The organism is Massilia sp. 9I (genome assembly GCF_902506415.1).
Lineage (GTDB): Bacteria > Pseudomonadota > Gammaproteobacteria > Burkholderiales > Burkholderiaceae_D > Telluria.
Genome location: NZ_LR733275.1, coordinates 4,366,824 through 4,393,027, shown reverse-complemented (window position 1 = coordinate 4,393,027; position 26,204 = coordinate 4,366,824). Strand labels below are relative to the sequence as shown.

Sequence of the window (26,204 nt, the reverse complement as noted above, 5' to 3'; positions counted from 1 at the left end):
AGCTGAGTTCGCCAGCGCATAAATAATGTCAAAACGAAAATAAATTAAACGTACGCAAGCCTGCCGAGTGTCATTCAACACGGCAAGATGTGGTAGCAAAGGGACAACTGGACAGCGGGCAGATCCCGCCAAGGGAAACGCTGGCCCGGCCTTGTGCAGGCCGGGCCAGCGCAAGCATTAACGGAAGTAAGCCGCGATCTCGCGGATTTCCTGCATGCCGATGTTGGTGGTGAAGCTGCGCAGGCGCATCACGGCCACCAGGTAGGAATAGCGGGCCTGGGCCAGGTCGCGCTGGGCAGTGAACAACTGCTGCTGGGCGTTGAGCAGGTCGAGATTGATGCGCACTCCGCCCTTGATGCTCTGCTCGGTCGCAGTCATCAGGAGCTTGGCCGACTCGACTGCCTTCATGAGCGCATCGACCTTGCGCACGCTGCTCTGCGTTAGGCTGTGGGCCTTGCGCACTTCCACCGTCAGGCGGTCGGTGCGCGCCTCCAGGTCGGCGCGGGCGCGCTCGTAGTTGGCAGCGGCCTGGCGCGTCTGTGCGTTCACCGCACCACCAGCGTACAGCGGAATGTTCACCTGCACGCCGAGGCTGCGGTTGGTGTTGTTCTGGTTAAGCGTGTTGATGGTTTCGTTGTCGCCCTTGCTGTAGGTACCGATGAAGTCGATGCGCGGTAGGTGGCCCGCTTTCTGGCGGCCGATTTCGAGACGCGTGTTCTCCACCGCAAGGCGAGCGACCGCCAGTTCATTGCTGTTGTCGATCGCGCGCTTGCTCCACTCCTCGAACGAGCCTTTCACCAGGTCGCCGACGCGGAAAGATTCGGATAGCCCGTCGAGCGTGCCTGCCGGTCCGCCGATAATACCTTCCAGAACTTCGCGCTGGGCCACGACCTGGTCTTGTGCCTCGATCAGCTGGGCTTCCGCCAGGTCCAGACGGGCCTTGGTCTCGAGCATGTCAGTTTTAGTGCCCTCGCCCTTTTCGAACAGGCGCTGGTTGACCTTCTGTGTTTCAGCGAAGGCATCGCGCTGCACGCGCGCCAGCGCCACCTGCTCTTCGGCAAAGAGAGCATCCATGTAGGCGCTCACGACGCGCACCGCCACTTCATTAGTGTCGACTTCGAACTGCTCGGCGCCTTGCTGAGCCTGCACCTTACCCTGGCGATAGCGCTGCACTGCGTCCAGATTCAGGATCGGCTGGCGCAGCTGCACAACGGACGAACGGCTGAGATACTTCGGGTGCGTCTTGTTGGTGCCGAGGACGCTGGTCACTTCCTGATCCAGCACATTCTTGCTGCCATTGAAGCTGGCAGACACGCTCGGCAACAACTGCGAACGGCCGAGGATGCGGTTTTCCTTGGCCGCCTCGTTGGCATAATAGCCCATGCGGTAGGTCGGATCGTTCTTCAGCGCGGCCTCGTAGGCCTGCTGCAGGCTGACCGCGCCCGCATTGCCGGCGGCGAAAGCGGCGCCGACCGCCAGCGCCAAGAGTCGTTTGAACGGACGGCGCGCCATCAGTCGCCACCCACTGCGGCTGGTGCACGGTCGAACACCGGCTTGAACAGGTAGTTCAGCATGGTGCGTTCGCCGGTCTTGACGAACAGTTCCACCGGCATACCCGGGATGATGTTCAGCTTGTGCGCAGCGACCTTCTTCGCGCCATCCTTGCTCACCTTCACGCGCACTTTGTAGTACGGCATGCCGGTGTGCTCGTCCACCGAGCGGTCGGCCGAGATGTTCGACACTTCGCCCTCGATGTGCGGGGTCTTGTTGGTGTTAAACGCCGAGAACATCAGCTCCACCGGCAGACCGACGTGGATCTTGTCCACCAGGTTGGTCGGCAGCTGGCCCTCGACCACCAGCGGGTCGTCGCTCGGCACGATGTCCATCATCTTGAAGCCCGGCGGCACCACGCCGCCTTCGGTGAACACGGCCAGGTTGACCACGATGCCGTCGGCGGGCGACTTCACGTCGACGCTCTGCAGCTCGAACTTCTGGCCTTCGATGCGCGCGGCCAGGGCTTCGGCTTCCTTCTGGACGTCGGTCAGCTGGGTACGCACTTCTTTCTGGTTGTCGGACATGCGCTGGGCGCGGCGCAGGCTCAGTTCCATCACCTGGCGCTGCGAACGGCCGATGTTGCCGATGTCTTCCGAGATCTCGCCGCCCAGTTGCGCGTAGGTGCGCTCCAGGTCGAGCAGGCGGTTGCGCGCCACATAGCCTTCCTTGGCCAGGTCGCGCATGCCGCCCAGCTGTTCCTTCAGGATGGCCATTTGTTCCTTCTTGCTGTTGCGCGCTTCTTCCAAGCCGCGGATCTGCAGCTTCAGGCCTTCGATGGTGGCATCCACGCTGCCCACTTCGCTTTGCAGCGACATCTGGCGCGACATCAGGAGCTGTTCCTGCAGGCGCATCGCCTCGGCCACGCGCGGCTCGTTGGCGCGCTGTTTCAGCTCGGCCGGGAAGTCGATACTGCGCTTGTTGGCCATTTCGGCCAGCAGGCGCGCTTCGATTGCTCGGGCCGCCAGGTACTGCGCTTCAGTGGTGTCGAAATTCGACTTGGCCATGATCCGGTTCATGCGCACCAGCACCTGGCCGCGCTTGACCACATCGCCATCCTTGACCAGCAGCTGCTGCACGGTGCCGCCGGCCTGGTGCTGCACGGCCTGGCGGTTCGATTCCTTGGACACATAGCCGGACAGCGGCACGCCCTTGTCGAGCGGCGCGGTGGCCGCCCACAGCAGGAAGCCGCAGAAGCCCAGCACCACCACGATCCAGCCGACGCGGGCAAAGCGGCGCGCGTCGGTATTCACTTCCACCGGAACGACGTCGTGCGCGATGACGTCGGCGGGGGTATCACTCTTGAGTAGTTTCATCAGTTGTTTTCTCCAGTCGCGACTTGCGCGCTTGCCTGATCGGCCTGGGCGCGCTGCTGCTGCGCCGCTTGCTGTTGGGCCGCTGCCTGCTGCTGTGCCTGCTGTTGCGCGAGCATCGCCTTCTGATTGGCTTCCTGCAGCGCTTTCAGCACGTCGTTGGTCGGGCCGAACATCTGGGCCGTACCATCGCGCAGGAGCAGCAACTTGTTGGTCACGCCCAGCACCGTGGTGCGGTGGGTGATCAGGACGATGGTCTTGCCGCGCTGGCGCAGGTCGAGCACCGCCTGGACCAGGGCCTGCTCGCCCACGTCGTCCAGGTTCGAATTCGGTTCGTCCAGCACGATTAGCGACGGGTCGCCGTACATCGCGCGGGCCAGGCCGATACGCTGCTTCTGGCCGCCGGACAGGCCGGCGCCGCCGTCCCCCAGCTTGGTGTCATAGCCTCCCGGCATGTGCAGGATCATGTCGTGCACGCCGGCGCGCTTGGCCGCCAGTACCACTTTTTCCGCATCGATCTCGCCGAAGCGGGCGATGTTCTCGCTCACAGTGCCGCCGAACAGTTCGATGTCCTGCGGCAGATATCCAACGTGGGGGCCGAGTTCGCCCTTGTTCCACTGGTAGATGTCGGCGCCATCCAGGCGCACCTTGCCCATCGCCGACGGCCACACGCCGACTAGCAGGCGTGCCAGGGTCGACTTGCCGGAACCGCTCGGGCCGATCACGCCCAGCACGTCGCCGGGGGAGATGCCAAAGCTCAGGCCTTTAATAACCGGCGCGTTAGCGCCGGGAGGACCGGCGGTGACGCCTTCCACGGTCAGCGTGCCTTGCGGCTTCGGCAGTTCCATGCCGGCAGGACGTTCCGGATTGGCTTCCAGCAGCTTGCTCAGGCGCTCGAAAGCGCTGCGGGTGCTGGCCCAAGACTTCCACACGCCGATCACCTGCTGAACCGGCGCCAGCGCGCGGCCGACCAGGATCGATGCCGCGATCATCATCCCTGCGGTCATCTTGTTCTCCAAGACCAGCAGCGCGCCGAAACCAAGCACCAGCGACTGCAGCGAAACCTGCACGAACTTGGTGGCGGAGGCGATCTTGGCGGCCTTTTCGCTGGCCTCGGCCTGCAGTTGCAGGAACTTGCCGTGGGTCTTGTACCAGCGCGCGATCAGGTTCGGCAGCATGCCCATCGATTCGATGACTTCGGCATTGCGCAGGTTATTGGTCGCCATGGTGGTCGAAGCGATCGCCATGGTGTTGGCTTCGCTCAGCGGCTTCTTGGTGGTGCGCTCGTTGACGACGGCCAGCACCACCAGGATCAGGGTGCCGCCCACCGCGAACCAGCCCAGGGCCGGCTCGAAGAAGAAGATCACGATCAGGTAGATCGGGAACCAGGGCGCGTCGAAGAAGGCGAACAGCGCGTTACCGGTCAGGAACTGGCGCAGGTTGGTCAGGTCGGCCAGGGCCTGGCCGGCATTGGCGCCGGACAGCTTCAGGTTCTGCTCGAACGCCGCGGTGTAGACGCGCTTGTTCATGTTCATGTCGAACTTGGCGCCGACGCGAATCAGCACGTAGGAACGCACCAGCTCGAGGCCGACCATCAACAGATAGGCGCCCAGCATCAGCACGGTGAGCATCACGAGGGTCAGCTCGTTGCGGCTGGCTAGCACGCGGTCGTACACCTGCAGCATGTACAGGGACGGCACCAGCATCAGCAGGTTGGTGATGGCGCTGAAAGTGCCGACCGTCCAGAACGTGCTCTTGAAAGCGAGCAGAGCCTGCTCGATTTCGTTTTTCTTGTTAAAGAGTTTGGTATTCATGTAGTCCGATGAACGCGTGATAGAGACGCTTCCACCCTGTCAAGCGGACTGAGCAGTAGAAGCGAGCGAGACATTATCGCTCAAATCTCGCCGCAAATGTGATGTGCATCACATTTTCTGAATGTTTCGATAAGGGGAATTTGTAACCGGCGGCTACCAATGTCGCGCCAGAGAGACAGGCGCTCGCAGAAATGGGCGCCTGTTATTGAACAGTCAGGCTTCAACAGGCGATACGGAGGGCCTTCAGGATGGGGGCTACTTGGCTATCGAACGCCTGGGCAACACGAACTGCCTCATCCAGCTCTGCTTCCGGCGTTTCCGGGATCTTGCCATCTTTCAGGAGAATGCGGTGCCCGCTGAGCTTCAGCGTGTGGATCACGAAGCGGGCGGCTCCCTCCGCGGTTGTGACGCCGTTCGCCCGGGCCAGCATGATCAGCTTCTCGACGCGGTTGATATTGATGCCGCCACCGGTCAGGGGCGAGGCTAGTACGGAGATCTCTTCTGAATAGCGGGCCTGCTCGCACAACCTGCGGTTGAGCCGGGTCGCTGCGGGTAGCGCCTTCTCGACAAGCTCCTCGTCCTGCACCGGATACACCGCCTGCTTGCTGACCAGGATCGTGATTGCCTGGACCAAACCGTTGGGGTCGACGCCACTGCCCTCGAGAGCGGTTATCAACTGGGCCAACGAGCGTGGCTGGTAGTCAGCCAGCTGTTGCAGGATCGGGCCATACACTTGCTCCTGCAGCGTCGCTTCGCCGCGCGAGCCGGGCACGGTCATGCTCACCTTGTCGATTGCCATCGCCAGGACGAAGCGCTGGCGACGCAGGATCTCGGCGCGCTCGACCACCGACAATGGACGCAGGCCGCGTACCCAGTAATCCTTGCGGAACTGGCGATTGACTACGAAATCGCGCACTGTCTCGCGGAAATTGCGGTCCGGGATGTCAGCCAGCAGCTGCTGCTGTTCTGGAGTCAGATTGACGACAGCCACATGGTCGATATGGTGGGCCGAGCAGGCGAAACTCAGTTTCGCCTCTTGCAGCCAGCCGTTCATGCGCGAGAACGCCATCGGGTTCCAGTCGCGGTTGAAATATTCGTGAGCCAGGTAGTTGCGGTTGTGCTGCTTCAGGCCCTGCAAGCGCTGTGCAACCAGGGGGTTATTGCTGAAGTACTGGGCATCGCTATCCTTCAGCCGGTCGGCGAAGGCCAGCGCAGCATCGATGCCGGGCACTATCCCGCTGCCGGACGCGTTCATGACGGCGGCATGCTCGGCCAGCAGGTCGCGCATTGGCGCCATTGCGGCCCAGCCTGGTTGGGTGTTGTAGCTGATGTAGACAACGCCGCCAACCTTGAGCTTGCGGCGGATGAAGTCGACGATGATCTTGCGGTTGGCGTCGGAGACCCAGCTCCAAATGCCATGCAGGCCAATGAAGTCGAAGTCCGGCAGGTCAGGACGGTTGCAGAACTCGTCGAACGCCTGGTCGAACAATTGCGCGTCGGCGCCGGAGGCCGCAGCCAGCTGCTGAGCAAACCCGGCCTGGGTTGGATTGAAATCGGTGCCGTACCAGCGCGTCACCGAAGCGGCCGCATGCACATTGGTGCTGACACCCTGCCCGAAACCTAATTCGCAGGCTGCGCCTGTTTCTGGAAAAGCGTAACTCGCATTTAAAAAGGCGAGCTTCAGGCGCAATGGGTTAAGTTCAGGGTAATAGCCATGGGTGTAAGCGATATCTGCTACATAACCCCCGGTCCAGTCCGACATACGGTCTCCGTGTGTGAAGGAATAAGGAATGCTAGCAGGTTCATCTGGAAATGTTGCACGCGTTGCAAAAAAAAGGGCCTGATAGGCCCGGATGCGCTGCTACAAAAGAAAAAGCCGGGCTCTAGAGCCCGGCGTTCTAGCAAGTTATTGCTGAGGCGGCAGTCTGAGTGCCAAGTCATTCCATTCGCGCTGAAACTCAGCGACCAGCCGGTCGCGTTCGACGGCGCTGCAGAATGACCATAGTGACGCAAGAAGCTCGCCACCAGGGAAAAAGGGACGGGTTTGCACCCGCCCCTCGTACCCCAACAAATTTGCTGAAGTATTCACTTCGAGCACCTGCCCGAAGGCAAGTGCTTCATCTGATCAATTAGACCAGACCAGCGGTGCCGAAGTCGCTGTTGAAGGTCAGGTTGTCGCCGTTCACGCCGGTCAACTTGACGATCAGGTCGGTACCATTCTCGAAGGTGTCGGTGCTGCCGTCGCTGTCGACCACGACGTACAGGTCGCCCTTGTAGTTGAACCACACCGCCTCGCCAGCACCAGCCTGCTTGATTGCTGCGTCGACGAAGTTCGAGAACGTTGCGGTGGTCTCGTTCAGGGTCGCGGTCAGCTTGCCGAAGACCGAAACGTCAGCAGTGTCGGTGCCGTTGAAGGCTTGCAGCTGCAGCAGGTCGCCTGCGCTGAAATCGGTGATTTCAGAGTAGGTGTTGCCTTCCTTGTTGCCCAGGTCGGCGCCTGCAGCGCTCACCACGAAGATGTCGTCGCCAGCACCGCCAGTCAGCTTGGCGCCGTTCGAACCAGCGTAGATGACGTCGTTACCAGCACCGCCGTTGATCACGTCAGCTTTTGCGAACTCGCCAACCGAAGCCGACAGGGTGTCGTTACCTGCACCACCGGTCACGGTCACGGCAACCACGCCGTCAGCACCGCTGGCAGCGAAAGTCAGGTCGCCGGTCAGAGCCGATGCGTTGATGGTTGCGACCGACTTGGTAACACTACCCAGGGTGAGGTCGATGTGCGAGTTGCCGCTGATGGTCACGGTGGTGGCCTTGTCGGCGCTCAGTTCCAGGATGCCGGTATTGGTGACGTTGCCGCTCGAGTCGGTCGGGCTGCCGTCCGTAGCATTGATCTTGATGGTCTCAACACCTGCCACGACAACATTGCCGAAGTCGATGTCAGCAGCCGCCAAAGTAGTAACGATGTTGAAGCTATCCGAGGTACCGGTAGCATCAGCCATCTTCACGATCACACCGTCGCCGAGAGCAACCAGTTCCAGGGTGCCGTCATTTACCATCTTGTCGATGGTCAGTGCCGGTGCGGTGTCACCAGTATCGGTACCAGCAGTCGACGCGGAGATCGACTGGACGATGACGCTGTCTGCGTCGGTGTCGGCCTTGGTGAACACAGTACCGGTCGGAACGGAAGTACCGGTGCCAGCATCAATTGCGGTGAAGGTGATGGTGGAGCCCGAAACACTCGTCACTTCCCAGTCATCGTACTCCAGGCCAGCCAGCGCCAGTGCCAGTGCATTAGCAGTGGTGATGTCGGTGGTCGGCGACAGGGTAGCGCCGTTGAAAGACAGGGAGTCTTCATTACCGGTCAGCTTGGTCGAGCCGGCCAGGTTGACGGTGAAGGTGGCCTTGGTTGCAGCAGCTGCGGTGCCGGTCGAGTTGTTGCTGATCACGTAAGTGATACCGTCCATGTTGGCCATGTTGACCGTGGTAGCGGCGGTCACGTTATCAGTGATGTACAGACGTTCGAAGCCGTCGATCTTGGCAGCGAAATCGCCGTTCAGCGACAGAGCAGCAGCGCTCGCGCCGTTCATGCGGATTTGGTCGGTGCCTTCGCCGCCCGACAGGGTTGCGGTCGGAACAACAACGTTGCCGCTGAGGACCAGGCGGTCATTGCCAGCGCCGAGGCTGATGGCCTTGGTAATGGCGACGCTGGCGTCGCTGACGGTCACGCGGTCCGAAGCTGCACCACCGGTGAAGCTGGTGGCAGTGCCATCGGCGATGGTGAAGGTAGCGGTGCCGCCGGTCATGCCGCTGGTGCTGATTGCGGTTGCCTTGGCCAGACCGGAAGCGGTGGTGCCAGCAACGTTGCCCGAGCCGGTGACATTCAGCGTTTCGGTATCGGCCGAAGCGATGGTGGTGGTGACCGACGAGCTAGTAGTGACACTCGCGTTCAGGGTCTTGGCGCCAGCGCCGATCGAAACGGTGCCAACTACGGCGGTCAGGTTCAGTGCAAGGCTGTTGGTAGCAACGCTGTCGATCTCGAAGCTGCCGCTATTTGCGGTGGAGCTGGTGCCGCCGTTTGCCAGGGTGACGGAAGTCAGCGCGGTATTGCTGGTGCCGGTGATGCCTGCGGTGCCGGTCGAAGCTTTGTAGCCGTCAACGGTGACGGTTTTCAGGGCTGCGCCGCCAGCGATGGTCACGGTGTTGGTGTCGATGCCCAGACGGTTCAGAGCCGAGACAGCATCCACACCCTGAGTGACGGTGGTGACAGTTGCTTCAGCCGACGATTCCAGGTCATCCGCCATGTCGGTGTCTTCCCACGCGGTGAAGGTCACGGTGTCGCCACTAGTGGCGCCCGAGTGCCAGCCTTCAACCAGCGAGCCGCTGAAGATACCGTTCGACGCCACGCTCGAGCCGTTGGTGTCGCCGGTAGCGTCATCGCCATTGGCGTCGGTCGGGATCGGTGCTTCGTCCGACAGATTAGCGAAAGCTTGTGCTACTTGAGCAGCGGTCAGGTCTTTAGCTGCGGTGAAAGTCAGGCCGCCAACGGTGACGGACTCGCCTTCTTCCAGTGCGGTGAACTTGACGGTCGCGACTTCGGTTGCACCAGCCACAGCAGCGCGGCTCTGGGCCGAGATCTGTGCGTCAGCCTTGACAACCACGTCGGTGGTAGCGGCACTTGCGGTGATATTCACGGCGCCCTGGACAACTTTTTCAGTCGTGCCGTCGGCGACGATGGCAGCAGCATTTACAGTTGCTTTCTGGGTCACATTGATGGTGGTACCGCCGCCAACGGTGATGGCGCCCATCGTGGTCGTAGCAACGTTGTTGACAGCAGCCGCGCCGGTTGCGCTGATAGTCACGGCGCCAACAGGGTCGAGTGCGGTGCCAGCGCCGACGTTGATTGCGCTGACAGCGTCAGTAACTGCGACGTTCACATTCTTGCCGCCGATGACCGAGATCGAACTGATACCGGCGACATCTTTCAGGGACACGCCTACGTTGGTCGAGGCAGCAGCGGTAGCTTGGACAACGCCAGCTGCGCGGACGATGTTCAGGTCGGTCACGCCAGCAACGCTGGTCGAGTTGACCACCAGACCACCGTCAGCGGTAGCAGCGGCGCTGGTGATTTCAACAACTTCAACGTTCGTCAGGCTACCCAGGGTCACATCACCTTGAGCGTGAGCGATCTTCAGGGTGTCGACGCCGGCGCCGCCGTTGATCAGGTCGATGCTGCTCAGGGTGTTCAGTTCGGTACCGCCAGTGCTGGTATCGATCGAGCCAACGATCACGTCGTTGCCCGAAGTGCCCGTAATGTTATCCAGACCCTTGGCCAGCTGGTAGGTGGTGGCAGTTGCGCCAGCGCCGATCGACTGGTTGACGGTCGCATCCAGGTTAGCCGGGGTGACGGCGGTTGCCAGAGTAGCTGCGTCGGTCACGCCAGCAACGAACAGCTTGGCGACGGCGTTGGCCTTCTCGCCAGCGTAACCCAGGCGCTCGTCGGTGGTGTCGAGGGCGTTGGTGAAGGCGGTTGCAGCGGTGACTTTCGACGCGTAAGCGATCTTGTCGGCGTTCTGTGCGCCAGCAGCGATCGAGGTCACGGCGTTCGAGATGGTCACGCGGCCGGCGTTGACTTCGCCGAACCAGTATTCCAGACCTGCTTCGTCAGCGCTGCGGCCGAACAGGTTCTTGTAGACGGTGTTGATGATCTGGCGGGTGTTCATGCCCGCGAAGGTGTCGGTGTATTCCTTCGACTTCGAGAATTCTGCGGCGACAGCAGCGGTGTTGCCGTTAGCTGCGGTGACGACGCTGTCCCAGTACTGCAGGCCGTAGTAGTCGGCTGGGCGGTTGAAGAATGCCACGTACAGCTTCTGGATTGCTTCGGCATTTTGGAAAGCCATGTATTACTCCTAGATTTAGATCAATGATCAGAAAAGTTCAACCTGCAGCTTCTTCAGAATGTGTGACTGCAGCCCAACGACCCGGATGATGACAGAGGTCAAGGAGGCAGCTATGTGACGGCCGTCACATGAATCAACAATCTGTGGCGAAACTGCGGTTTTTTTTCCACTCCGTTTTAGCGGCGGATCATTATCAGAGAAAGTTTCCTATGGCGCAATGACTTCGTGACCACTTTAAGTGGGGGGTAATCTCTACCGTAATAGGGAACGAGATACCCGCAATTCGCCACTTATGCGTACGTCATAGCAGCGGCGCCAGGCGAAAAAAAACCGCCACACGAGGTGGCGGCTCTCAGAAGGATCTGGCGCTTATTTCTGAACGCCCCAATACGTTCCGCCGTTGACGGTTCGTCCGCCATCCAGGCGGCGTTCGAAGATGTAAGCAGCGGCACCACCGTTTTCACCGCTCAGCTGGCCCTCGACGTTCATATTGGTCGGATTTCTCCAAGATTCGTTACCAAACAGGCGGCCGCTGTTACCGACACCACCTTCGGAATACATTTTGAACAACTCGCCGGAACTGGTGGTCAGATCAAAGCCGGTCTTAAAAGTACGCGCACCGAAATCGACAGTCAGCGTGCCATTGGTGATATCTGCCTTGGTCGTCAACGAGCCGGTATCGCTATACACATACGCTTCGCTGGCTTTCAAATTGAAACCGACACTTCCACGCTCCGGAACGACATAGTCGGCGCCGGGGGTCAGGAATATGGCGTAATTGCGCATCAGCGCGACTTTCGTATTGACGGAGCCAAGCTGCTCTTCCAGATTCAGCGTCGCCGGCGCTGCGGCAATACCTTGCCAGCGGCCCCACACCAGCTCTTTCGGCGGCGGCGGTGGCGGCACCTCAACCGGCGTCTGCTCAATCGGATCCGGCGTCGGGCCGACAACGACTGGATCGATCGGCGGCGTCACGATCGGATCCTTGGGAGGCTGCGGCTGCGCCGGAGTCGGCCCCTGGTTCACCAGCTTCTCGAACGTGTTGCTCTTGCGGGCATCCAGGATCGACGCCGCGGTGTTGCTGCTGCTTCCGCTGCCCCCGCTCTTGGCCACCGGCTCGTCCGCACGCGGTGGCGAAACCTGGTCCGGGCCGTTGCCGTTCGACTGCAGCAGTTGCGGAGCGGTGTCGCCGCGCTTCACTTGAAGCAGCTGGCCGCGCTGGGCGGCGAACAGTTCGCGGCTGGCCGCGCCTTCGCAGGGGCCGCCACCTTCGGGATTGCAGGAGCCGGCAAAGCCGCTCACCACCACGCCGCCGGTCAGGACGGTGACCCGCGCGGTTTCCTGGTCGGCGTAGACAGTAAAGTCGGTGCCGCGCACGCCGATCGCCGCCACTGGGGTGTTGAAGCGGAAGTTCTGGCGCGCCTGCTTGACCGCCTCGCCCGACTTGCTGCGGGCGACGCCGCTGATCAGCTCGAGCTTGATGCGGGTGTTGGCCGGGTTCTTCGCGTCGACGTGGTAGGCGACGATGCGGGCCTTCGTGTTCGGGCGCAGGACGAAGAGACCGTTGTCGATCGTCTTGACGTAGAGGAAGCCGTCCTTACCGGTCATCAACAGCTCGCCTTCCTGCACGGAGGTGCCTTCGGCGCCCGCCTTGTCGGCGACCTGCGCCTGGCCGGCGGCAAAGATGACCTTGCCGGCTTCGGCCGCGTGCGCCGTAGCAGCGAATGCCAACGAGCTGATGATGAGTAATTGACGCAACATACTTTTTCCCCTTTTCGCGCTATTATCCGGGCCGCGCCAGCCTCTTCCGTGACGGCCATCACATTCTAAGGCAATCTCATGTGCTACCCGCTGTGCTTACAATTTGTAGCAATTGCCCTCAGAGCAAGCCTTTAGCCTATACTTGTCGTTTCTCGTCATTAATATCTCGCTCTTACACTGGTCCTGACGGCGTGACCGATTCACCTTCTTCCCAGAGCAGCTCACAGCCGGTACCGCGCCGGCAGGGCATGTTCGCGCGCGCGGCAATCGGTCTCGTGGCCGTGCTGCTGACCGTGCTCGTGCAATGGGGTCCCTCCTTCGGCCTGTCGCATCTGGACAACATCTCTTTCGGAAGCGAGATCCTGCGCGACCAGTTCATCCGCTGGCGTGCGACGACCGAGGTGGAACCGCGCACCCTGGTGGTCGACGTCGATGAAGCCAGCCTGGCGGCGGAAGGCCCGTGGCCGTGGCCGAGTTCGCGCATCGCGGACCTGGTCGAAATCCTGCTCAGCCGCTACGAGGCGCGTGGCGTCGCCCTCGACATCGTGCGCGAAAAGGCGGGCGATCCCGAGGGCGACATGCGCCTGGCGGCGCTGGCCACCCACGGCCCGCTGGTATTGGGCCAGGCCTTCGATTTCGACTACGAACAGCGCCGTCCGGAACCACTGCGCCAGGGCGTTCCGGCCGGCGCCCTGCCCCAGCTGCAGGCGCAGGCGCGCCCCGCCGACGGCTATATCGCCAACCATGCCGGCTTTGCCAGGGCGCGCCACGTCGGCAACATCGGCTTCGTGCCGGACCGCGACGGCGTGCTGCGCCACGTGCCGCTGGTCACCCGCTTCGGCGGACGCGACTACCCGGCCCTGGGCCTGGCCCTGGTCGACTGCTGTAGCGGAGCCAAGGAGCCGGCCTTGCCCGATGCCGCCCACATGCGGATTCCCTTCAAGCGCGACTGGGAAGCCTTCACCATCGCCAGCGCCACCGACATCCTGAATGAACGCATTGACCCAGCCAGTGCCAAGGGCCGGCTGGTGGTGGTCGGCTCGTCCTCGCTCGGCCTGGGCGACCGCGTGACCACGCCGCACGCCGCCAAGCGTCCGGGCCTGGGAGTGCAGGCCGAGATCCTGTCGGCCCTGCTCGACCGCCAGGAAGGCAGGACTCCTGCTCCCTGGCCGGGACGGCTGGCCGCTTTGGCCTTCGCCCTGCTGTCGGCGCTGCTGGCGACCTTCGCCTTCCCCCGCCTGCCGGCTTGGGCCAGCGTGGCGCTGCTCGGCCTGGTCTCAGCGCTTTGGCTGCGCGCGGCCTATGAGATCGCGCCGCACGATCCGCTGTTCTCGACCACCGCGCCCTTGATGAGCAACCTGTTCCTGCTGGCGGTGGCCGTGCCCTATCAGTGGCAGATGGCGCAGCGCCGTTCGCGCCGCCTGCTCGGCACCCTGCAGCAGTACGTGGCGCCCTCGGTGGTGCGCGAGCTGTTGCGCAGTGACCTGGAAGACCCGCTGGCGCCGCGCCAGCTCGACGTCACCACCTTGATCGCCGACATGGAGGGCTATACCAGCCAGGTCGAATCGCTGTCGATGGAAGAATCGGCGCGCCTGACGCGCGACTTCCTCGATTGCCTGACCGAGCCGGTGATCTCCGGCGGCGGCACTCTGGATAAATACACCGGCGACGGCCTGGTCGCCTTCTGGGGCGCGCCGCTGCCGATCGAGCAGCACGCCGACCGCGCGCTGGACGCGGCGCGCGCCATCGTCGAACGGGTCGAGGCGCTTTCGCGCGTGCGCGAAGCGCTGGGCCACCCGCCGCTGCGGGCGCGCATCGGCATCGAGAGCGGACCGGCGGTCGCGGGCGACTTCGGCACCTCCTTCCGCAGCATCTACACCGCGGTCGGCGACAGCGTGAACACCGCCTCGCGCCTGGAACAGGCGGCGCGCGATTTCCCCTACGACGTGATCGTCGGCGCCGGCACCGTCGAGCGCGCGCTGCGCCACCAGTTCATCGCGCTGGGCGAGCGCCGCCTGCGCGGCAAGGGCAAGGCCACCGCACTGTTCACCCCAAGCGACATCCCGCGCTCACGCAGCGCGGCACCCGACATGACCGAAGCGGCCGAAGCAGCCGCAGTCAAAGGCAGTTCATGAAGTTCGATTCGCTGCGCGCCTGGTGCGCGCTTTCATGCCTGGTACTGGCGACGGCTGCGCGAGCCGCCGACGATCCGCAGCAGGCGCCCGACGAAGACCTGTACATGCAGGCGCTGCAGTCGATCTCGGAGGGCCGGCGCACCGACGCCACCGCCGAACTGCGGCGCGCGATCGAGCGGTCGCCCAACCATGCGGGCGCCTGGCTCGAGCTGGCGCTGACGCATTGCGCGCTCGGCAATTCCGACGAGGCCGAGCGCCTGTTCGCCGTCATCGAGACGCGCTTCAACCCTTCGCCGGCGCTGCTGGAACTGATCGCCCAGACGCGCGAGCAGGGCTGCTCGCGCTGGGACGTGTTCTCGAGCGGCGTGGTGACGGCTAGCCGCGGCTTCGACCAGAACGTCAACCAGGGCGCACGCACCACCCGCTACGTGGTCGATGCGCCCGACGGGCAAGTGGAATACGAACTGTCGGGCGACTTCACGCCGCGCAGCGACGGCTACACCCAGCTTTCGGGCGAGTACATGCGCGAAGTGACGCCGAACGGCGTGCTCGGCTTTGCCCAGTACCAGTTGCGCCGCAACGACAGCCTGCACCAGTACGACACCAGTTCGCTGTTCACCGGCCTGGAAGCGCCGTATCGATGGGGACGCTGGCGCTTGCGCGCCACCGGCACGCTCGGCCTGGTGACCCTAGGCGGACAGCTCTACCAGAAACAGGCGCAGCTGCAGGCGCGCGTGGTGCCGCCGCTGAGCCTTCCCGCCGGCGTCCAGTTCAACGTGGTGGGCGCCATCACCTATAACAACTTCCCCTCGCTGACCAATTTCGATTCGACCACGCAGGAGCTGCGCGGCCACCTGTCCTGGCGCGGCGGCGACACTTTCGCCAGCACCACGCTGGGCTACCTGAACGACCACGCGCTGGCGCAGCGTCCGGGCGGCGACCGCAAGGGCGCCTACGCCAACATCGTGCTGCGGCGCCATGTCGGATTCAGCGTCAACACGGAAGTCGGCTACTCGCGCCAGACCTGGAACAGCGAGCGCGCCTATTCACCGGGCGTGATCGAGCAGGTGCGCGAACAGGCCACGCAAGTGCTGCGCGCCAGCATCAACTACGCGATCAACAAGCAGCAGTCGGTGGTACTGGAAGCGCGCGTGGTGCGCAACCGCGAGAACATCTCGATCTTCCAGTACAACAACCGGCAATTGCAGCTGAGCTGGCAGTGGCAGCTGCCTTAGAATCGGGGCGCCGAGGCGGGCTGCGCGCCCTGCAATGGATGCGTTGCTGCCGCCCATGCGGCGGCGGACGGGTTCGATCTTTCGTCGTCCAGGAACGACATCCTGATCCCGCGGTTCGCGTAGAACGCGCTTAAACGGTGCAGGTTCGCCTGCGGAGCGAACGACACCATCCCCCGTCCGTTTTCTTTCGATGCGTAGAGCGCCGCGTCGGCCGCTTCCTTGAGCGCATCCATGTCCAGGCCGTTCATCGGGAAAGCAGCGACCCCGACACTTGCGCCAACGGCGTTGTCGGCCAGCTGAGGGTGCAGGGAAGCCCGGACCGAATCGATGAGCCGTTCACTCAGGCCTGTGGCTTCACTGCGGGACAGGTCAGCTTCCACCAGGATGCCGAACTCATCACCGCCCAGCCTGGCCAGGAACTCGCCGGCACGCAATACACCCTTGAAGCGGGCCGCCACTTCCGCCAAGACCTGGTCTCCGACACCGTGGCCGCAGGTATCGTTGACCTGCTTGAATCCGTCGAGATCGATCAGCAGCAGCGTGAACGGCTTGTACTCGCGTTTGTTACCTGCCATTAGGCGCGCGCTCCACCTGTCGAAGAAGCGGCGGTTCGGCAGACCGGAAAGCGCGTCATAGGAGGCTTCCTGCGCCAGGCGGCGTGCCAGTTCGTTATTGTGGCGCGCCGAATCCGACATCGACTTCCATGCAACCAGTGCAAGACCCATGACGACTGCCACGATCAGGACCAGGGCAAACACGCTTCTTTGGTAGCGCTGGTCCAACTCCAGCATGATGCGGTCGCGCGCGAAGCGGAGGCGTGTCAACTCTGCCTGGATTCCTTGCCTGGCCTCATCCATCGCCTGTTTCCCATACCCCTGTTGCACGATCGCGATCGCGGAAGCATCGTCTCCCCGCTTTTTGGCAACAATGGTTCGCTTGAGTTCTTCCAGCTTGGTTTCCGCCAGCAGGGCCAGCCGCGGAAGACTGCGCAACAATCCTTCGTACTCCGCACTCAGCTCTTCCGCTCGTCGCAAGCTTTCGTGCACCTGCCGCTGGCCCCGCAAGTAAGGCTCGAGGTAGCTTTCGTTACCAGTCAGCAGGAAACCCCGTTGTCCGGTCTCGACGTCGAGCAGATACACAAGGACGTTGCGAATTTCGATGCGCGCCAGGTCATTGGCGCGCAAGTCGGCCATTGTCCGCCGCAATTCGACGACTTCACGCACGAAAAAGACGCTCGAGACGAACAACAGCGCCATTGCGAGTAGCAGCAACAGGCGGTTGCGCGCGAGATTTAGAGTCGGGATGGCGTAGGCATTAGGCATGGGGTTAATCCTTGCGTTCAGAATTGCTACGCATACTAATCCGATGTCAGATAATTCCTACATATTTCACAGTTTCTTAACTCACTTTTGCATAGCATGTGGAGCCAAGGCAACAAAAGTTATCGATAGGAACCTAATTCGCAGCGAAGCAACACATTTCCCATGCTCTGCAAAAAACTGCGTAATTTATTGATGTACGGCATTACACTAACTTCATAAGCAATACAACCGCCCAGCCGGGCCATCACCAGGAAGACACATGATCAGCCTTGCCAATTTCTTCAGCGACGTTCGCCTGCCCACCATTTCCGACGTGGCGCACGCCCTGATCGCGACCCTCGACAACGAGGACGCCTCGGCGAAAAGCGTCGCCGCCATCATCGCGCGCGACCCCGCCCTGACTGCCAAGCTGATGCGCCTGGCGAACAGCGCCCGCTTCGGCTCCAGCCGCAACGTCAGCTCGCTCGACGACGCAATCGCGCTGGCCGGCATGTCGCACATCCGCACCCTGGCGCTGGCGGCCTGCTTCGCCGAGTCCTTCCCCGCCCTGCCCGGCCTGGACACCGATGAATTCTGGAAGAGCAGCATGGCCTGCGCCGGCTACGCCAAGTGGCTGGCCAACGGCGCCGGCGCTGATGCCGGCGACGCCTGGCTGGCCGGCATGGTGCTGCGCCTAGGCGAACTGCTGATCTACCAGGTGGCGCCCGCCGCGTTCGCCGAAATCGAACAGCTGCCGCACCTGCCGGGTGCGCGCTGGGAGCGCGAACAGCGCCTGCTGGGCCTGTCGGAAGGCCAGATCACGGCCGAACTGTGCCGCCGCTGGAATTTCCCGGCGCGGATCGCCGACGCGGTCGAGCGTTCGTCCGACCCGATGGCGGCCCTGCCCTTCTGCAAGCTGGGCGGCGTCGTGCACCTGGCCAGCCTGCTGGCCGATACCCCGAGCGACGATCCGGCCATCCTCGACACGCTGCCGGCGGATGTCGTAGCGGCCCTCGGTTTGAGCATGGATTGGATGCGGGCGCGTTTCCCGACGCACGAATCCTTCGCCGCCGCGGCCTGATGGCAGCCTCACGCCGCATGAAATAGCACATCTGCATGCGGTGTTGCTGGACCGGCGTCGTGGCGCGCTCCATGATCGGGCATCCTGAACACATGAAAACCCGATCATGGCTCGACCCAGCGCACTGTTTTCCGCCATCTTCCTGTCCGCTGGCGCATGCGCGAAGCAAAGACGAGGGTCAGGTCCAACATTTCAACACGATCCAAGCTTTTAGTCTTACCCTTCCTGCTGAGCTCGTATGCGGATGTTGGACCTGACCCTGCTCTTTCTTGACAGCTTGATCACGCTTCGTTGCAGGCACGCGCCAACCGCTGCGCGCGGCGGGCCCAAAGCCACCCTAAGCAGGCTCGACCGTATACAATCACGGCTGTCGGCAATTCAGGAAGGACCGTTTGATCGTGGTGGGAGACATGGTGTTGTTGGGCATGGCCGCGCTGGCTGTCTGCGTCGGTTGCCTGGTGCCGAACCGCTGGCTTCCTCCGCTGCCGAACGATAAGTTCCTCCATTTTGCCGCCTTCGCCATGCTGGCCATGCTGGCGCTGCGCGTGGCCCAGGGACCGGCCGAGGCCTTCTCCTGGCTGCTGGGCCTGCTCGTTGCGGGCTGGCTGATCGAATGCCTGCAGTCGCTGGTGCCGGACCGCAGTTTCTGCTGGCGCGACATCGCCGCCAACGCGGCCGGCATCGCCTTCGCGGCGGTCGCCGCCCACCTCTACGTGACCTTCTTCTGAGGCAAAGTATTTCAGAACGCACCATGACCGCCACCGCCAAGACCGCCCCGGCCCGCCGGGCTCCCGCCGAGAATGACGCAGCCGCGCCGGAAGAGCGCCAGGTACAGATCCACCTGCGCAAGATCCCGCTGCTGGCCGATCTGTCGGACGAGGAGATCATCCGGGTCAAGCAGGACTTGCGGTTCCGCCAGTACAGCAAGCGCGACATCGTGCTGCAGAAAGGCGGCCATGGCGACGGCCTGATGTTCCTGCTGTCGGGCCAGCTGCAGGTGATCGACGTGACCGAGGACGGCCGCGCCATCGGCCTGCGCATGCTGGCGCCGGGCGACTTCTTTGGCGAGATCGCGCTGATCAACAACTCTACCCGCTCGGCCTCGGTGGTGGCGATGTCGGACGCCCTGGTGGCCTTCCTGCCGGCCGCCACCGCGATGCACCTGTTCGCGCACTCGCCGTCGGTGGCGACGCACATGCTGAAGCACCTGGCGCAGAAGATCCAGCGCGATTCCGAATTCCGCTCGCTGCTGAGCATCAACAATACGGCCAAGCGCATCTATACCTACCTGGTGCTGATGCAGAAGAACAAACAGGCCGAGCCGGGGGCACCGGCGGTGGTCGAGAACCTGCCGACGCACCAGGACATCGCCAACATGATCAACACCAGCCGCGAAACCGTGACGCGTGCGCTGACGGCGCTGGCGCAGCAGGGCATCGTGCAGAAGGATGCGCACCGCCTGATCATCGTGAAGCCGGATGCGCTGCAGAAGCTGGTGCAGGGTTCCTGACCGGCCCACCGCTTGCCGTCCCGGCGCGGCGCTTCCCGCTTTACCCATCTTTACACCATCCGTCAAATCTTTACGGGCTCCTCCACGATAATTCCTGATCGGCCGCGCGGGCGGCCGCCCGTCAGGAGTGATACGCATGAGTACGACAATCAGCAGCAGCATGGCGACCAGCTGGAGCAATGCACTGTTTTCAAAGCTGGACACCAACAAGCAGGGTTACATCGACAAGACCGCCTTGCAGCAGGCATTTGCCGCTGACGGCAGCGCCACGCAGGACAGCACCGACGCGGCGGACGCGCTGTTCCAGCAACTCGACGGCGACGGCAACGGACAAGTCACGCAGAGCGAAATGTCGAGCGTGATCAGCAAGCTCGCCGATGAACTCAACGCCCAGTTCGACCAGGGCCGCATGGCCCGGGCCGGCGGCCCGCCGCACGGCGCGCCTCCGCCCGGACCGCCGCCGGGGGAGGATGGCGTCGACGCCGCCGCACAGGACGAGGGCTTGAGCAAGGACGACCTCACCGCGATGCTCGAGAACGCCGATGCGGCCGGCGGGCGCACCCCGCCGGGCCTGGACAAGCTGGTCGACAATTTCGACGATGCGGACAGCGATGGCGACGGCAAGCTGACGCGCGCGGAGGGGAAGAGCTACCTGAAAGCGAACCGGAATGAAGAAAGCGCGGCCGACGGGGGCAGCGCCAGCGCGCTCGCCAAGGCGCTGCAGCTGCTGAAAGCCTATGTCGACGAGCGCGACGGCAGCGCCGGCGCCGCTACCGCCAGCGCGACCGTCGCAACCAGCGCCTGACCACAGGCGCAGTTTCCCCCGGCGCCCGGTACTCCCGGGCGCCGGTCGTTAACGGCGACGCGAAACGCCGATCCGAACGGTTCACAGTGGCGCAGACGAAGGTCAGATCCGACCCCGATCATGCTGCCCGGTCATGGCGAGAAAGGCGGGGCGGACGCTCGCAAGCGCCGCGCAGCCCGCCGGAAACGAAGCCGGTGCCGTTTCAGCCGCGCGCTGGCCGGGCGAGCCGGGTGGCTGCACAACCCACCGCCAGCATCCAGATCAGCAACACCAGCAGGAACGGCAGCGTACCGCCATCGCCGAGCCAGGAGACGGCGGCCAGGTCGATCGCACCGCTGCGCTCGAGCACCCAGAGGGCCGCCAGGACCGACGCCAGCACCGCCAGCAGATGGCGCAGGTGCGCATACCAGGCCGCTTGCAGGCGTCCCAGCACCAGCACCGGCGGCAGCACCGCCGCCATCGCCACCAGCTGCATGGTCTCGATGCCGAGATTGAACGCGAGCAGTGCCTGCGCATGCTGCCAGGGCGTCAGGCCGGCGCCGGACAGGCTGGCGGAAAAGGCCAGGCCATGGATCAGGCCGAAACAGAGCGCCATCAGCGTCTCGGCGCCGGCGAACAGCGGGCGCCAGGTGTGCAAGCCGGCGATCGCGATCGTCACCGCAACGGCGATCTCGACCGGCTGCGACGGCACGTTCACCAGGCCCAGGCTGCCCAGCACCAGCGTCGCGGTATGGCCGGCCGTGAACGCGGTCAGGACCCAGGCCGTATGGCGCAAGACCTGCGGCAGCGGACGCATCTCCCTCCAGCGGCCCGCCTGCGCCGCCAGCGGCGCCACCACCAGCAACATCAGCAGGAACAGCAGGTGATCGGTGCCTTCGGCGATGTGCACCATGCCTTCTTCGAACAGGCTGGCGAAGCCGGCGCCGCTGCGCTGCCGGTCCAGCGGAATGAACAGGCTGTTCTGCCCATACCGCAGCTCCCCCAGCAGCACGGGCGCCTTGCCGACGTAACCGCCGGCCCAATCGGTGCGCAGGAAGACCTGGGCCCTGTGGGTACGCACCTCGTGGGTGATGACGTCGTACAGCAGTTCCGGCCTGCGGGTGGAGGCGCCGGCCGGCGCCTGCACCGTGAAGCTGGCCTGCAGCTCGGGGAAGCCGCCGATGTTCAGCACCTGCAGCCGCGGCCGCAGCACCTGCCAGCCGCCTTCCTCGCTGCGCGCGCCGACGTGCTGGAGCAGGTAAGCGGCCAGTTCATCGCCGTACCTGGCCAGCACCGTGTCGGGCTGGTCGGTCAGGGTCTTGCCGAAGCCGAATTCGAGCCGGTTCAGGGGGAGCTGGAGCGTCAGGTTCATCCCCGACGGCGTGGTATCGATCCAGACCACGCTCTCGGGCATCGGATGGGCCGCCGCGGGGGCGTTCCATCCCAAGGCCAGCCATGCCAGCAACAGGCCGAGGAAGAAGCTCCCCCAGCCTGCGCCTTTCACATCAGTTGACGCACTTGCCACCGTAATCCCCGAACTTGTCACGCCAGATGGTGTGGTAGTGGATGTCGTTCTGGACGATCACGCCGCGCTGGGTCGAGAACTCGATCCACAGGCGCGGACCTTCGATGCGGATGTAGTCGCCGTTGGTGGTGACGGTGCCGCTGCCGGCGTAGGCGACATAGGTCTGCGCCAGGGCAGTCGAACTCAGGTAGGCGCCCAGCAGATCGTTCGCGTACTCGGTGGCCTGGGTATTGACGTAGGCGCGGATCGCGGCTTGCGCCAGCGCCTGGTCGGCCGCGGACAGCGAGGAATACGGCAGGCCGTGCGTGGTCACGCTGGAGTAGCTGCGCGGGCAGGTGCCGTCGCCGCCACCGGAGCCGTTGGCGCCGAACAGGATGTCGGCATAGGTGCCGCTGAGCTTGGCGCCGGAATAGGCGGTCAAGGCTGCGCCCAGGCTGGCCATGGCGGTACGCTGCGCGGCCATCGGATCGTAGGTGACGCCGTTGATCGTGAACGAGCCTTTCGGTTCGATGCCGAGGAACACCGGAGTCGGCGACTTGTAGCTGCCGTTGAACGCGATGTTCCAGGTCAGGTGGTGTCCGGTCAGCTGCAGGATCCAGAAGCCGGTCGAAGTCGGGGTGCCGACGAAAGCGATGTAGTACTCGCCGTTGCCGTAGCTGCTGCCGCCGCCGATCGAGTTCAGGTAGTCGTCGGCTGCCTGCATGCCGAACTGCAGCGAGCTGCCGGCGTCGCTCAGCGCGGTCTTGATCAGGGTCGTGGCAGCGGTCTTCTGCGCCGTGCTCAGGCTGCCCCACTTGATGCCGTTACGCGAGGACATGGCGGCAGGCAGGTTCGACCAGCGTCGCGCCGCATCGATGCTGTAGGCCACCTGGACCGAGGTCTGCTGGGTGCCGGTCAGGCTCGTATAGAAACTCATGGCGGCGTTGTACGCGGCCACGCTCTGCGTCGAGCTGGTGCTGGCGGTCACCGCGAGCGTCGTGGCGCTGCTGGTGACCGAACCGATGCTGTTGGTGACCACGACGTCGTAGGTGCCGGCGTCCGCGGCGGCTGCGCTGGCAATCGTGTAGCTGCTGCTGGTGGCGCCGGCGATCGCAACGCCGCCCTTGCGCCATTGGTAGCTCAGGGTGCCGCTGCCGCTCGCCGTCACCGTCAGGGTGACGCCCGCGCCGGTCGCGACCGACTGCGATACCGGTTGCGTCACGATGGCCGGAGCGGCGGTGGCGGAGGCCACGGTCAGGGCGGCGGCGGCGCTGGTGACGCTGCCCGCGCTGTTGGTGACGACGACATCGTAGCTGCCCGCGTCGGCCGCGGTGGTGGCAGCGATCGAATAGGTGGCCGAGGTGGCGCCGCTGATCGCGGTGCCGCCCTTGCGCCACTGGTAGGAAAGCGTACCGCCGCCGGTAGCGCTGACGGTGAAGCTGGCCGCGGCCCCGGCCGCGACGCTGACCGCGGCGGGCTGGGTGGCGATCGCCGGCGCGGCGACGACCGTCGTCGTGCCGCCGCTGCTGCTGCTGGAACTGTCGTCGGACGAACTGCCGCAGCCGCCGAGCATGGCGAGCGCGACGCAGAGCGCGAGGGCGCGTGGATATTTCATGATAAACCTTGACGTTGGGAAGGACGTGGCAAATATACTGAACATCCTTGAATTCGAGTGCACATGGACACGTAAATTTGCGTAAATTAACGAAAAGCGTGTGCAAAACGGGACGCTTGCGGAGCCGGAGAACCGTGATAAAGTAAGCAGTGGCAGTATTGCCAACTTTTGACTTGCCCAGGAGACCAACATGAGCACGATGACCGGCAATAGCTTGCATGTCAAACCCAGCCTCGCACACAGTCTCTTGATCGTCGCCCTTGTCACGGCGGCCATCCTGATGATCCCGCTGGTCGCCATGCAGTTCACTACCGAAGTGGTCTGGACCGCCATCGATTTCGTCGCCGCGGGCATCCTGCTGCTCCTCACAGGCCTTGTCCTTACCTTTACGTTGCGCAGGCTGCGCACCGCCAAAAGCCGCTTGATGGCTGCCGGCCTGATCAGCCTCGGCTTCCTGTATTGCTGGGCAGAGATGGCTGTCGGTATCTTTACCAATCTGGGCAGCTGATCCCGCGACAATCCATTACAAATCTTAGTTGACTTGGGACAAGATGTTACACCTGTAACAACGGATTGGCAGTTGGATGAAGTATAATTTTGGGCTCATCCGGCTCAGCCATTCCAAATGCTATTTATCCTGACGTACCCGAACGGGGCGCTGCCAGCGCGGGCCGCCCCATGATCTCGCCACTGATGCTGCGCGGCCTGTGGGCCTATCGCGGTTTCGTGCTGGGCAGCGTCAAGCGCGAATTCCAGTCGAAATACGTGAACGCGATGCTGGGCGCCGTCTGGTCGGTGCTGAGCCCTCTCGCCATGATCCTCGTGTACACCGTGATCTTCTCCGAGGTCATGCGTGCCAAGCTGCCCGGCAACGATTCGAGCGCCGCGTATTCCATCTACCTGTGCGCCGGCATCCTGACCTGGGGCCTGTTCGCCGAGATCGTCGCCCGCGGGCAGAACATGTTCCTCGAGCAGGCCAACCTGCTCAAGAAGATCAGCTTCCCCCGTATCTGCCTGCCCGTCATCGTGGTGCTCAACGCGCTGGTGAACTTCGGGGTCATCTTCGGGCTGTTCGTCGTCTACCTGATCGTGTCCGGCCACTTCCCGGGCGCCGTGTTCTTCGCCATCGTTCCGGTGCTGCTGCTGCAGATCCTGCTGGCAATCGGCTTAGGGATGGTGACCGGCATCCTGAACGTGTTCTTCCGCGACGTCGGCCAGTTCGTGACCATCGCGATGCAGTTCTGGTTCTGGCTCACGCCCATCGTCTACCCGGCCTCGATCCTGCCGCAGGAGGTGCGCCCGGTACTGGTTTACAACCCGATGGCGCCGATCGTGCAGGCGCACCAGGCGATCCTGGTCGAAGGCCGCATGCCCGACTGGAACGCCCTGCTCCCGGCAACGCTGCTGGCCCTGCTGCTGTGCATCCTGGGCCTGCGCCTGTTCCGCAAGCGCTCCGGCGAAATGGTGGATGAACTCTGATGGGCACCATTGTCGTTTCTAAGCTGGGCAAGGCCTATAAACAATACCCGACGCGCTGGTCGCGCCTGGGCGAATGGCTGCTGCCGTTCCGCGGGCCGCGCCACAAGCTCAAGTGGGTGCTCACTGACATCAACTTCCAGGTCGCACCTGGCGAAGCCGTAGGTCTGATCGGCATCAACGGCGCAGGCAAGAGCACGCTGCTCAAACTCATCACCGGCACTACCCAGCCGACCACCGGCAGCGTCTGGATGGAAGGAAGAGTGGCCGCCCTGCTCGAACTGGGCATGGGCTTCCACCCCGATTTCACGGGACGCCAGAATGTCTACACGGCCGGCCAGCTGCTGGGCATGACGGTGGACGAGATCACGGCCCTGATGCCGCAGATCGAGGAATTCGCCGGCATCGGCGAGTACATGGACCAGCCGGTGCGCGTCTACTCGAGCGGCATGCAGGTGCGCGTGGCCTTCTCGGTGGCGACCGCGCGCCGTCCGGACATTCTGATCGTCGACGAGGCCCTGTCTGTGGGCGACGCCTACTTCCAGCACAAGTCTTTTGATCGCATCCGCCAGTTCCGCAAGGAGGGCACCACCCTGCTACTGGTCTCGCACGACAAGCAGGCGATCCAGTCGGTATGCGACCGCGCCATCCTGTTGGACGGCGGACGCCTGGCCAAGGAAGGCAAGCCGGAAGAGATCATGGACTACTACAACGCCATGATCGCCGAACGCGAAAATGAAACCGTGCGCCTGAACGAAACCCAGGACGGCAAGGTGCAGACCATCTCCGGCACCGGCGAGGCCACGGTCATCGACATCGCCCTGCTGGACGAAACCGGGCAGCGCGCCGAAGTGGTCGACGTCGGCGCCGCCGTGACCTTGGAAGTGCGGGTGAAGGTCAATGCGCCGATCCCGCGCATGGTGCTCGGCTACATGATCAAGGACCGCCTCGGCCAGCCGATGTATGGCACCAATACCCACCTGAAGCAGCTGCCGCTCGAGGACGTCGCGGCGGGCGAGGAAGTGGTGTACCGCTTCGCCTTCCCGATGAACCTCGGCCCCGGCACCTATTCGGTCGCGACCGCGATCGTCAGCACCGAGACCCATCTGGTGAACAACTACGAATGGCGCGACCTGGCGCTGGTGTTCACCGTGATGAACATGCGCCGCCCGCACTTCGAGGGCTCGGCCTGGCTCGACCCGGCCATCGACATTGAACGCTCCTAAT

At 63.5% G+C, this 26,204-nt stretch carries 18 protein-coding genes; 9 read left to right on the top strand and 9 right to left on the bottom strand.

The features are described 5' to 3' along the window. Window positions 1-177: 177 nt before the first annotated feature. From GV068_RS19625 to GV068_RS19600, 6 genes are all read right to left on the bottom strand, one after another. Window positions 178-1,512 carry a TolC family outer membrane protein gene (locus tag GV068_RS19625; RefSeq protein ID WP_159701717.1) on the bottom strand — a complete coding sequence of 445 codons (1,335 nt, stop codon included), beginning with the start codon at window positions 1,510-1,512 and terminating at the stop codon, window positions 178-180. Next, window positions 1,512-2,867: an HlyD family type I secretion periplasmic adaptor subunit gene (locus GV068_RS19620; protein WP_159701714.1), complete on the bottom strand. Its 1,356-nt coding sequence runs from the start codon at window positions 2,865-2,867 to the stop codon at window positions 1,512-1,514. Before GV068_RS19620 ends, GV068_RS19625 begins: the two co-directional genes overlap by 1 nt. Then, a complete protein-coding gene (locus tag GV068_RS19615) occupies window positions 2,867-4,678 on the bottom strand; it encodes a type I secretion system permease/ATPase (protein ID WP_159701711.1) in 1,812 nt (603 codons plus the stop codon). Before GV068_RS19615 ends, GV068_RS19620 begins: the two co-directional genes overlap by 1 nt. 220 nt (window positions 4,679-4,898) lie before the next feature. After that, window positions 4,899-6,440, bottom strand: a complete 1,542-nt coding sequence (locus GV068_RS19610) for a class I SAM-dependent methyltransferase (protein WP_159701708.1) — start codon at window positions 6,438-6,440, stop codon at window positions 4,899-4,901. A gap of 367 nt (window positions 6,441-6,807) precedes the next feature. Next, on the bottom strand, window positions 6,808-10,575 hold the full coding sequence (locus tag GV068_RS19605) for a DUF4214 domain-containing protein (protein WP_159701705.1): 3,768 nt from the start codon (window positions 10,573-10,575) through the stop codon (window positions 6,808-6,810). 369 nt (window positions 10,576-10,944) lie between these two features. After that, complete coding sequence (locus tag GV068_RS19600) at window positions 10,945-12,336, bottom strand: FecR domain-containing protein (protein WP_229464353.1); 1,392 nt, start codon at window positions 12,334-12,336, stop codon at window positions 10,945-10,947. Window positions 12,337-12,527: 191 nt separating this feature from the next. Between GV068_RS19600 and GV068_RS19595 the strand changes: the two genes are divergently transcribed. After that, window positions 12,528-14,471 (top strand): CHASE2 domain-containing protein, encoded by a 1,944-nt coding sequence (locus GV068_RS19595; RefSeq protein ID WP_229464351.1) that lies wholly within the window; start codon window positions 12,528-12,530, stop codon window positions 14,469-14,471. Continuing rightward, complete coding sequence (locus GV068_RS19590) at window positions 14,468-15,706, top strand: tetratricopeptide repeat protein (RefSeq protein ID WP_159701702.1); 1,239 nt, start codon at window positions 14,468-14,470, stop codon at window positions 15,704-15,706. Before GV068_RS19595 ends, GV068_RS19590 begins: the two co-directional genes overlap by 4 nt. Here GV068_RS19590 and GV068_RS19585 read toward each other — a convergent pair. Beyond that, window positions 15,703-17,028, bottom strand: a complete 1,326-nt coding sequence (locus GV068_RS19585) for a diguanylate cyclase (protein ID WP_159701699.1) — start codon at window positions 17,026-17,028, stop codon at window positions 15,703-15,705. The two genes, GV068_RS19590 and GV068_RS19585, sit on opposite strands and share 4 nt — an antisense overlap. 259 nt (window positions 17,029-17,287) lie before the next feature. Here GV068_RS19585 and GV068_RS19580 point away from each other — a divergent pair, with 259 nt between their 5' ends. The 4 genes from GV068_RS19580 to GV068_RS19565 all read left to right on the top strand — a co-directional run bounded on the left by GV068_RS19580 (window position 17,288) and on the right by GV068_RS19565 (window position 20,403). After that, window positions 17,288-18,088: an HDOD domain-containing protein gene (locus GV068_RS19580; RefSeq protein WP_159701695.1), complete on the top strand. Its 801-nt coding sequence runs from the start codon at window positions 17,288-17,290 to the stop codon at window positions 18,086-18,088. Window positions 18,089-18,486: 398 nt separating this feature from the next. Then, the gene (locus tag GV068_RS19575) at window positions 18,487-18,816 is read left to right on the top strand and encodes a VanZ family protein (RefSeq protein WP_229464581.1); all 330 of its coding nucleotides are present in this window, start codon (window positions 18,487-18,489) and stop codon (window positions 18,814-18,816) included. Window positions 18,817-18,839: 23 nt separating this feature from the next. Next, window positions 18,840-19,598 (top strand): Crp/Fnr family transcriptional regulator, encoded by a 759-nt coding sequence (locus GV068_RS19570; RefSeq protein WP_159701692.1) that lies wholly within the window; start codon window positions 18,840-18,842, stop codon window positions 19,596-19,598. A 136-nt stretch (window positions 19,599-19,734) separates the two neighbouring features. Then, window positions 19,735-20,403, top strand: coding sequence for an EF-hand domain-containing protein (locus GV068_RS19565; protein WP_159701689.1), 669 nt, complete (start codon window positions 19,735-19,737; stop codon window positions 20,401-20,403). Between the two features lie 202 nt (window positions 20,404-20,605). On the opposite strand, the gene GV068_RS19560 is transcribed toward GV068_RS19565, so the two are convergent. Both GV068_RS19560 and GV068_RS19555 read right to left on the bottom strand, forming a co-directional pair. Beyond that, the gene (locus tag GV068_RS19560) at window positions 20,606-21,886 is read right to left on the bottom strand and encodes a HupE/UreJ family protein (RefSeq protein WP_229464349.1); all 1,281 of its coding nucleotides are present in this window, start codon (window positions 21,884-21,886) and stop codon (window positions 20,606-20,608) included. Between the two features lies 1 nt (window position 21,887). Then, a complete protein-coding gene (locus GV068_RS19555; RefSeq protein WP_159701686.1) occupies window positions 21,888-23,501 on the bottom strand; it encodes a DUF3500 domain-containing protein in 1,614 nt (537 codons plus the stop codon). A gap of 190 nt (window positions 23,502-23,691) precedes the next feature. On the opposite strand from GV068_RS19555, the gene GV068_RS19550 reads away from it, so the two are divergent. From GV068_RS19550 to GV068_RS19540, 3 genes are all read left to right on the top strand, one after another. Beyond that, complete coding sequence (locus tag GV068_RS19550; RefSeq protein ID WP_201303319.1) at window positions 23,692-24,009, top strand: hypothetical protein; 318 nt, start codon at window positions 23,692-23,694, stop codon at window positions 24,007-24,009. A gap of 170 nt (window positions 24,010-24,179) precedes the next feature. Further along, window positions 24,180-24,980: an ABC transporter permease gene (locus GV068_RS19545; protein ID WP_159701683.1), complete on the top strand. Its 801-nt coding sequence runs from the start codon at window positions 24,180-24,182 to the stop codon at window positions 24,978-24,980. Next, window positions 24,980-26,203 (top strand): ABC transporter ATP-binding protein, encoded by a 1,224-nt coding sequence (locus tag GV068_RS19540; RefSeq protein ID WP_159701680.1) that lies wholly within the window; start codon window positions 24,980-24,982, stop codon window positions 26,201-26,203. Before GV068_RS19545 ends, GV068_RS19540 begins: the two co-directional genes overlap by 1 nt. Window position 26,204 lies beyond the last annotated feature (1 nt).

Excerpts from the sequence above, each read along its gene's own strand:
- GV068_RS19590 (WP_159701702.1), top strand. The coding sequence starts at position 14,468 with ATGAAGTTCGATTCGCTGCGCGCCTGGTGCGCGCTTTCATGCCTGGTA.
- GV068_RS19610 (WP_159701708.1), bottom strand. The coding sequence starts at position 6,440 with ATGTCGGACTGGACCGGGGGTTATGTAGCAGATATCGCTTACACCCAT.
- GV068_RS19565 (WP_159701689.1), top strand. The coding sequence starts at position 19,735 with ATGAGTACGACAATCAGCAGCAGCATGGCGACCAGCTGGAGCAATGCA.
- GV068_RS19570 (WP_159701692.1), top strand. The coding sequence starts at position 18,840 with ATGACCGCCACCGCCAAGACCGCCCCGGCCCGCCGGGCTCCCGCCGAG.
- GV068_RS19625 (WP_159701717.1), bottom strand. The coding sequence starts at position 1,512 with ATGGCGCGCCGTCCGTTCAAACGACTCTTGGCGCTGGCGGTCGGCGCC.
- GV068_RS19555 (WP_159701686.1), bottom strand. The coding sequence starts at position 23,501 with ATGAAATATCCACGCGCCCTCGCGCTCTGCGTCGCGCTCGCCATGCTC.
- GV068_RS19620 (WP_159701714.1), bottom strand. The coding sequence starts at position 2,867 with ATGAAACTACTCAAGAGTGATACCCCCGCCGACGTCATCGCGCACGAC.
- GV068_RS19615 (WP_159701711.1), bottom strand. The coding sequence starts at position 4,678 with ATGAATACCAAACTCTTTAACAAGAAAAACGAAATCGAGCAGGCTCTG.
- GV068_RS19550 (WP_201303319.1), top strand. The coding sequence starts at position 23,692 with ATGAGCACGATGACCGGCAATAGCTTGCATGTCAAACCCAGCCTCGCA.
- GV068_RS19605 (WP_159701705.1), bottom strand. The coding sequence starts at position 10,575 with ATGGCTTTCCAAAATGCCGAAGCAATCCAGAAGCTGTACGTGGCATTC.
- GV068_RS19585 (WP_159701699.1), bottom strand. The coding sequence starts at position 17,028 with ATGCCTAATGCCTACGCCATCCCGACTCTAAATCTCGCGCGCAACCGC.
- GV068_RS19580 (WP_159701695.1), top strand. The coding sequence starts at position 17,288 with ATGATCAGCCTTGCCAATTTCTTCAGCGACGTTCGCCTGCCCACCATT.
- GV068_RS19600 (WP_229464353.1), bottom strand. The coding sequence starts at position 12,336 with ATGTTGCGTCAATTACTCATCATCAGCTCGTTGGCATTCGCTGCTACG.
- GV068_RS19545 (WP_159701683.1), top strand. The coding sequence starts at position 24,180 with ATGATCTCGCCACTGATGCTGCGCGGCCTGTGGGCCTATCGCGGTTTC.
- GV068_RS19540 (WP_159701680.1), top strand. The coding sequence starts at position 24,980 with ATGGGCACCATTGTCGTTTCTAAGCTGGGCAAGGCCTATAAACAATAC.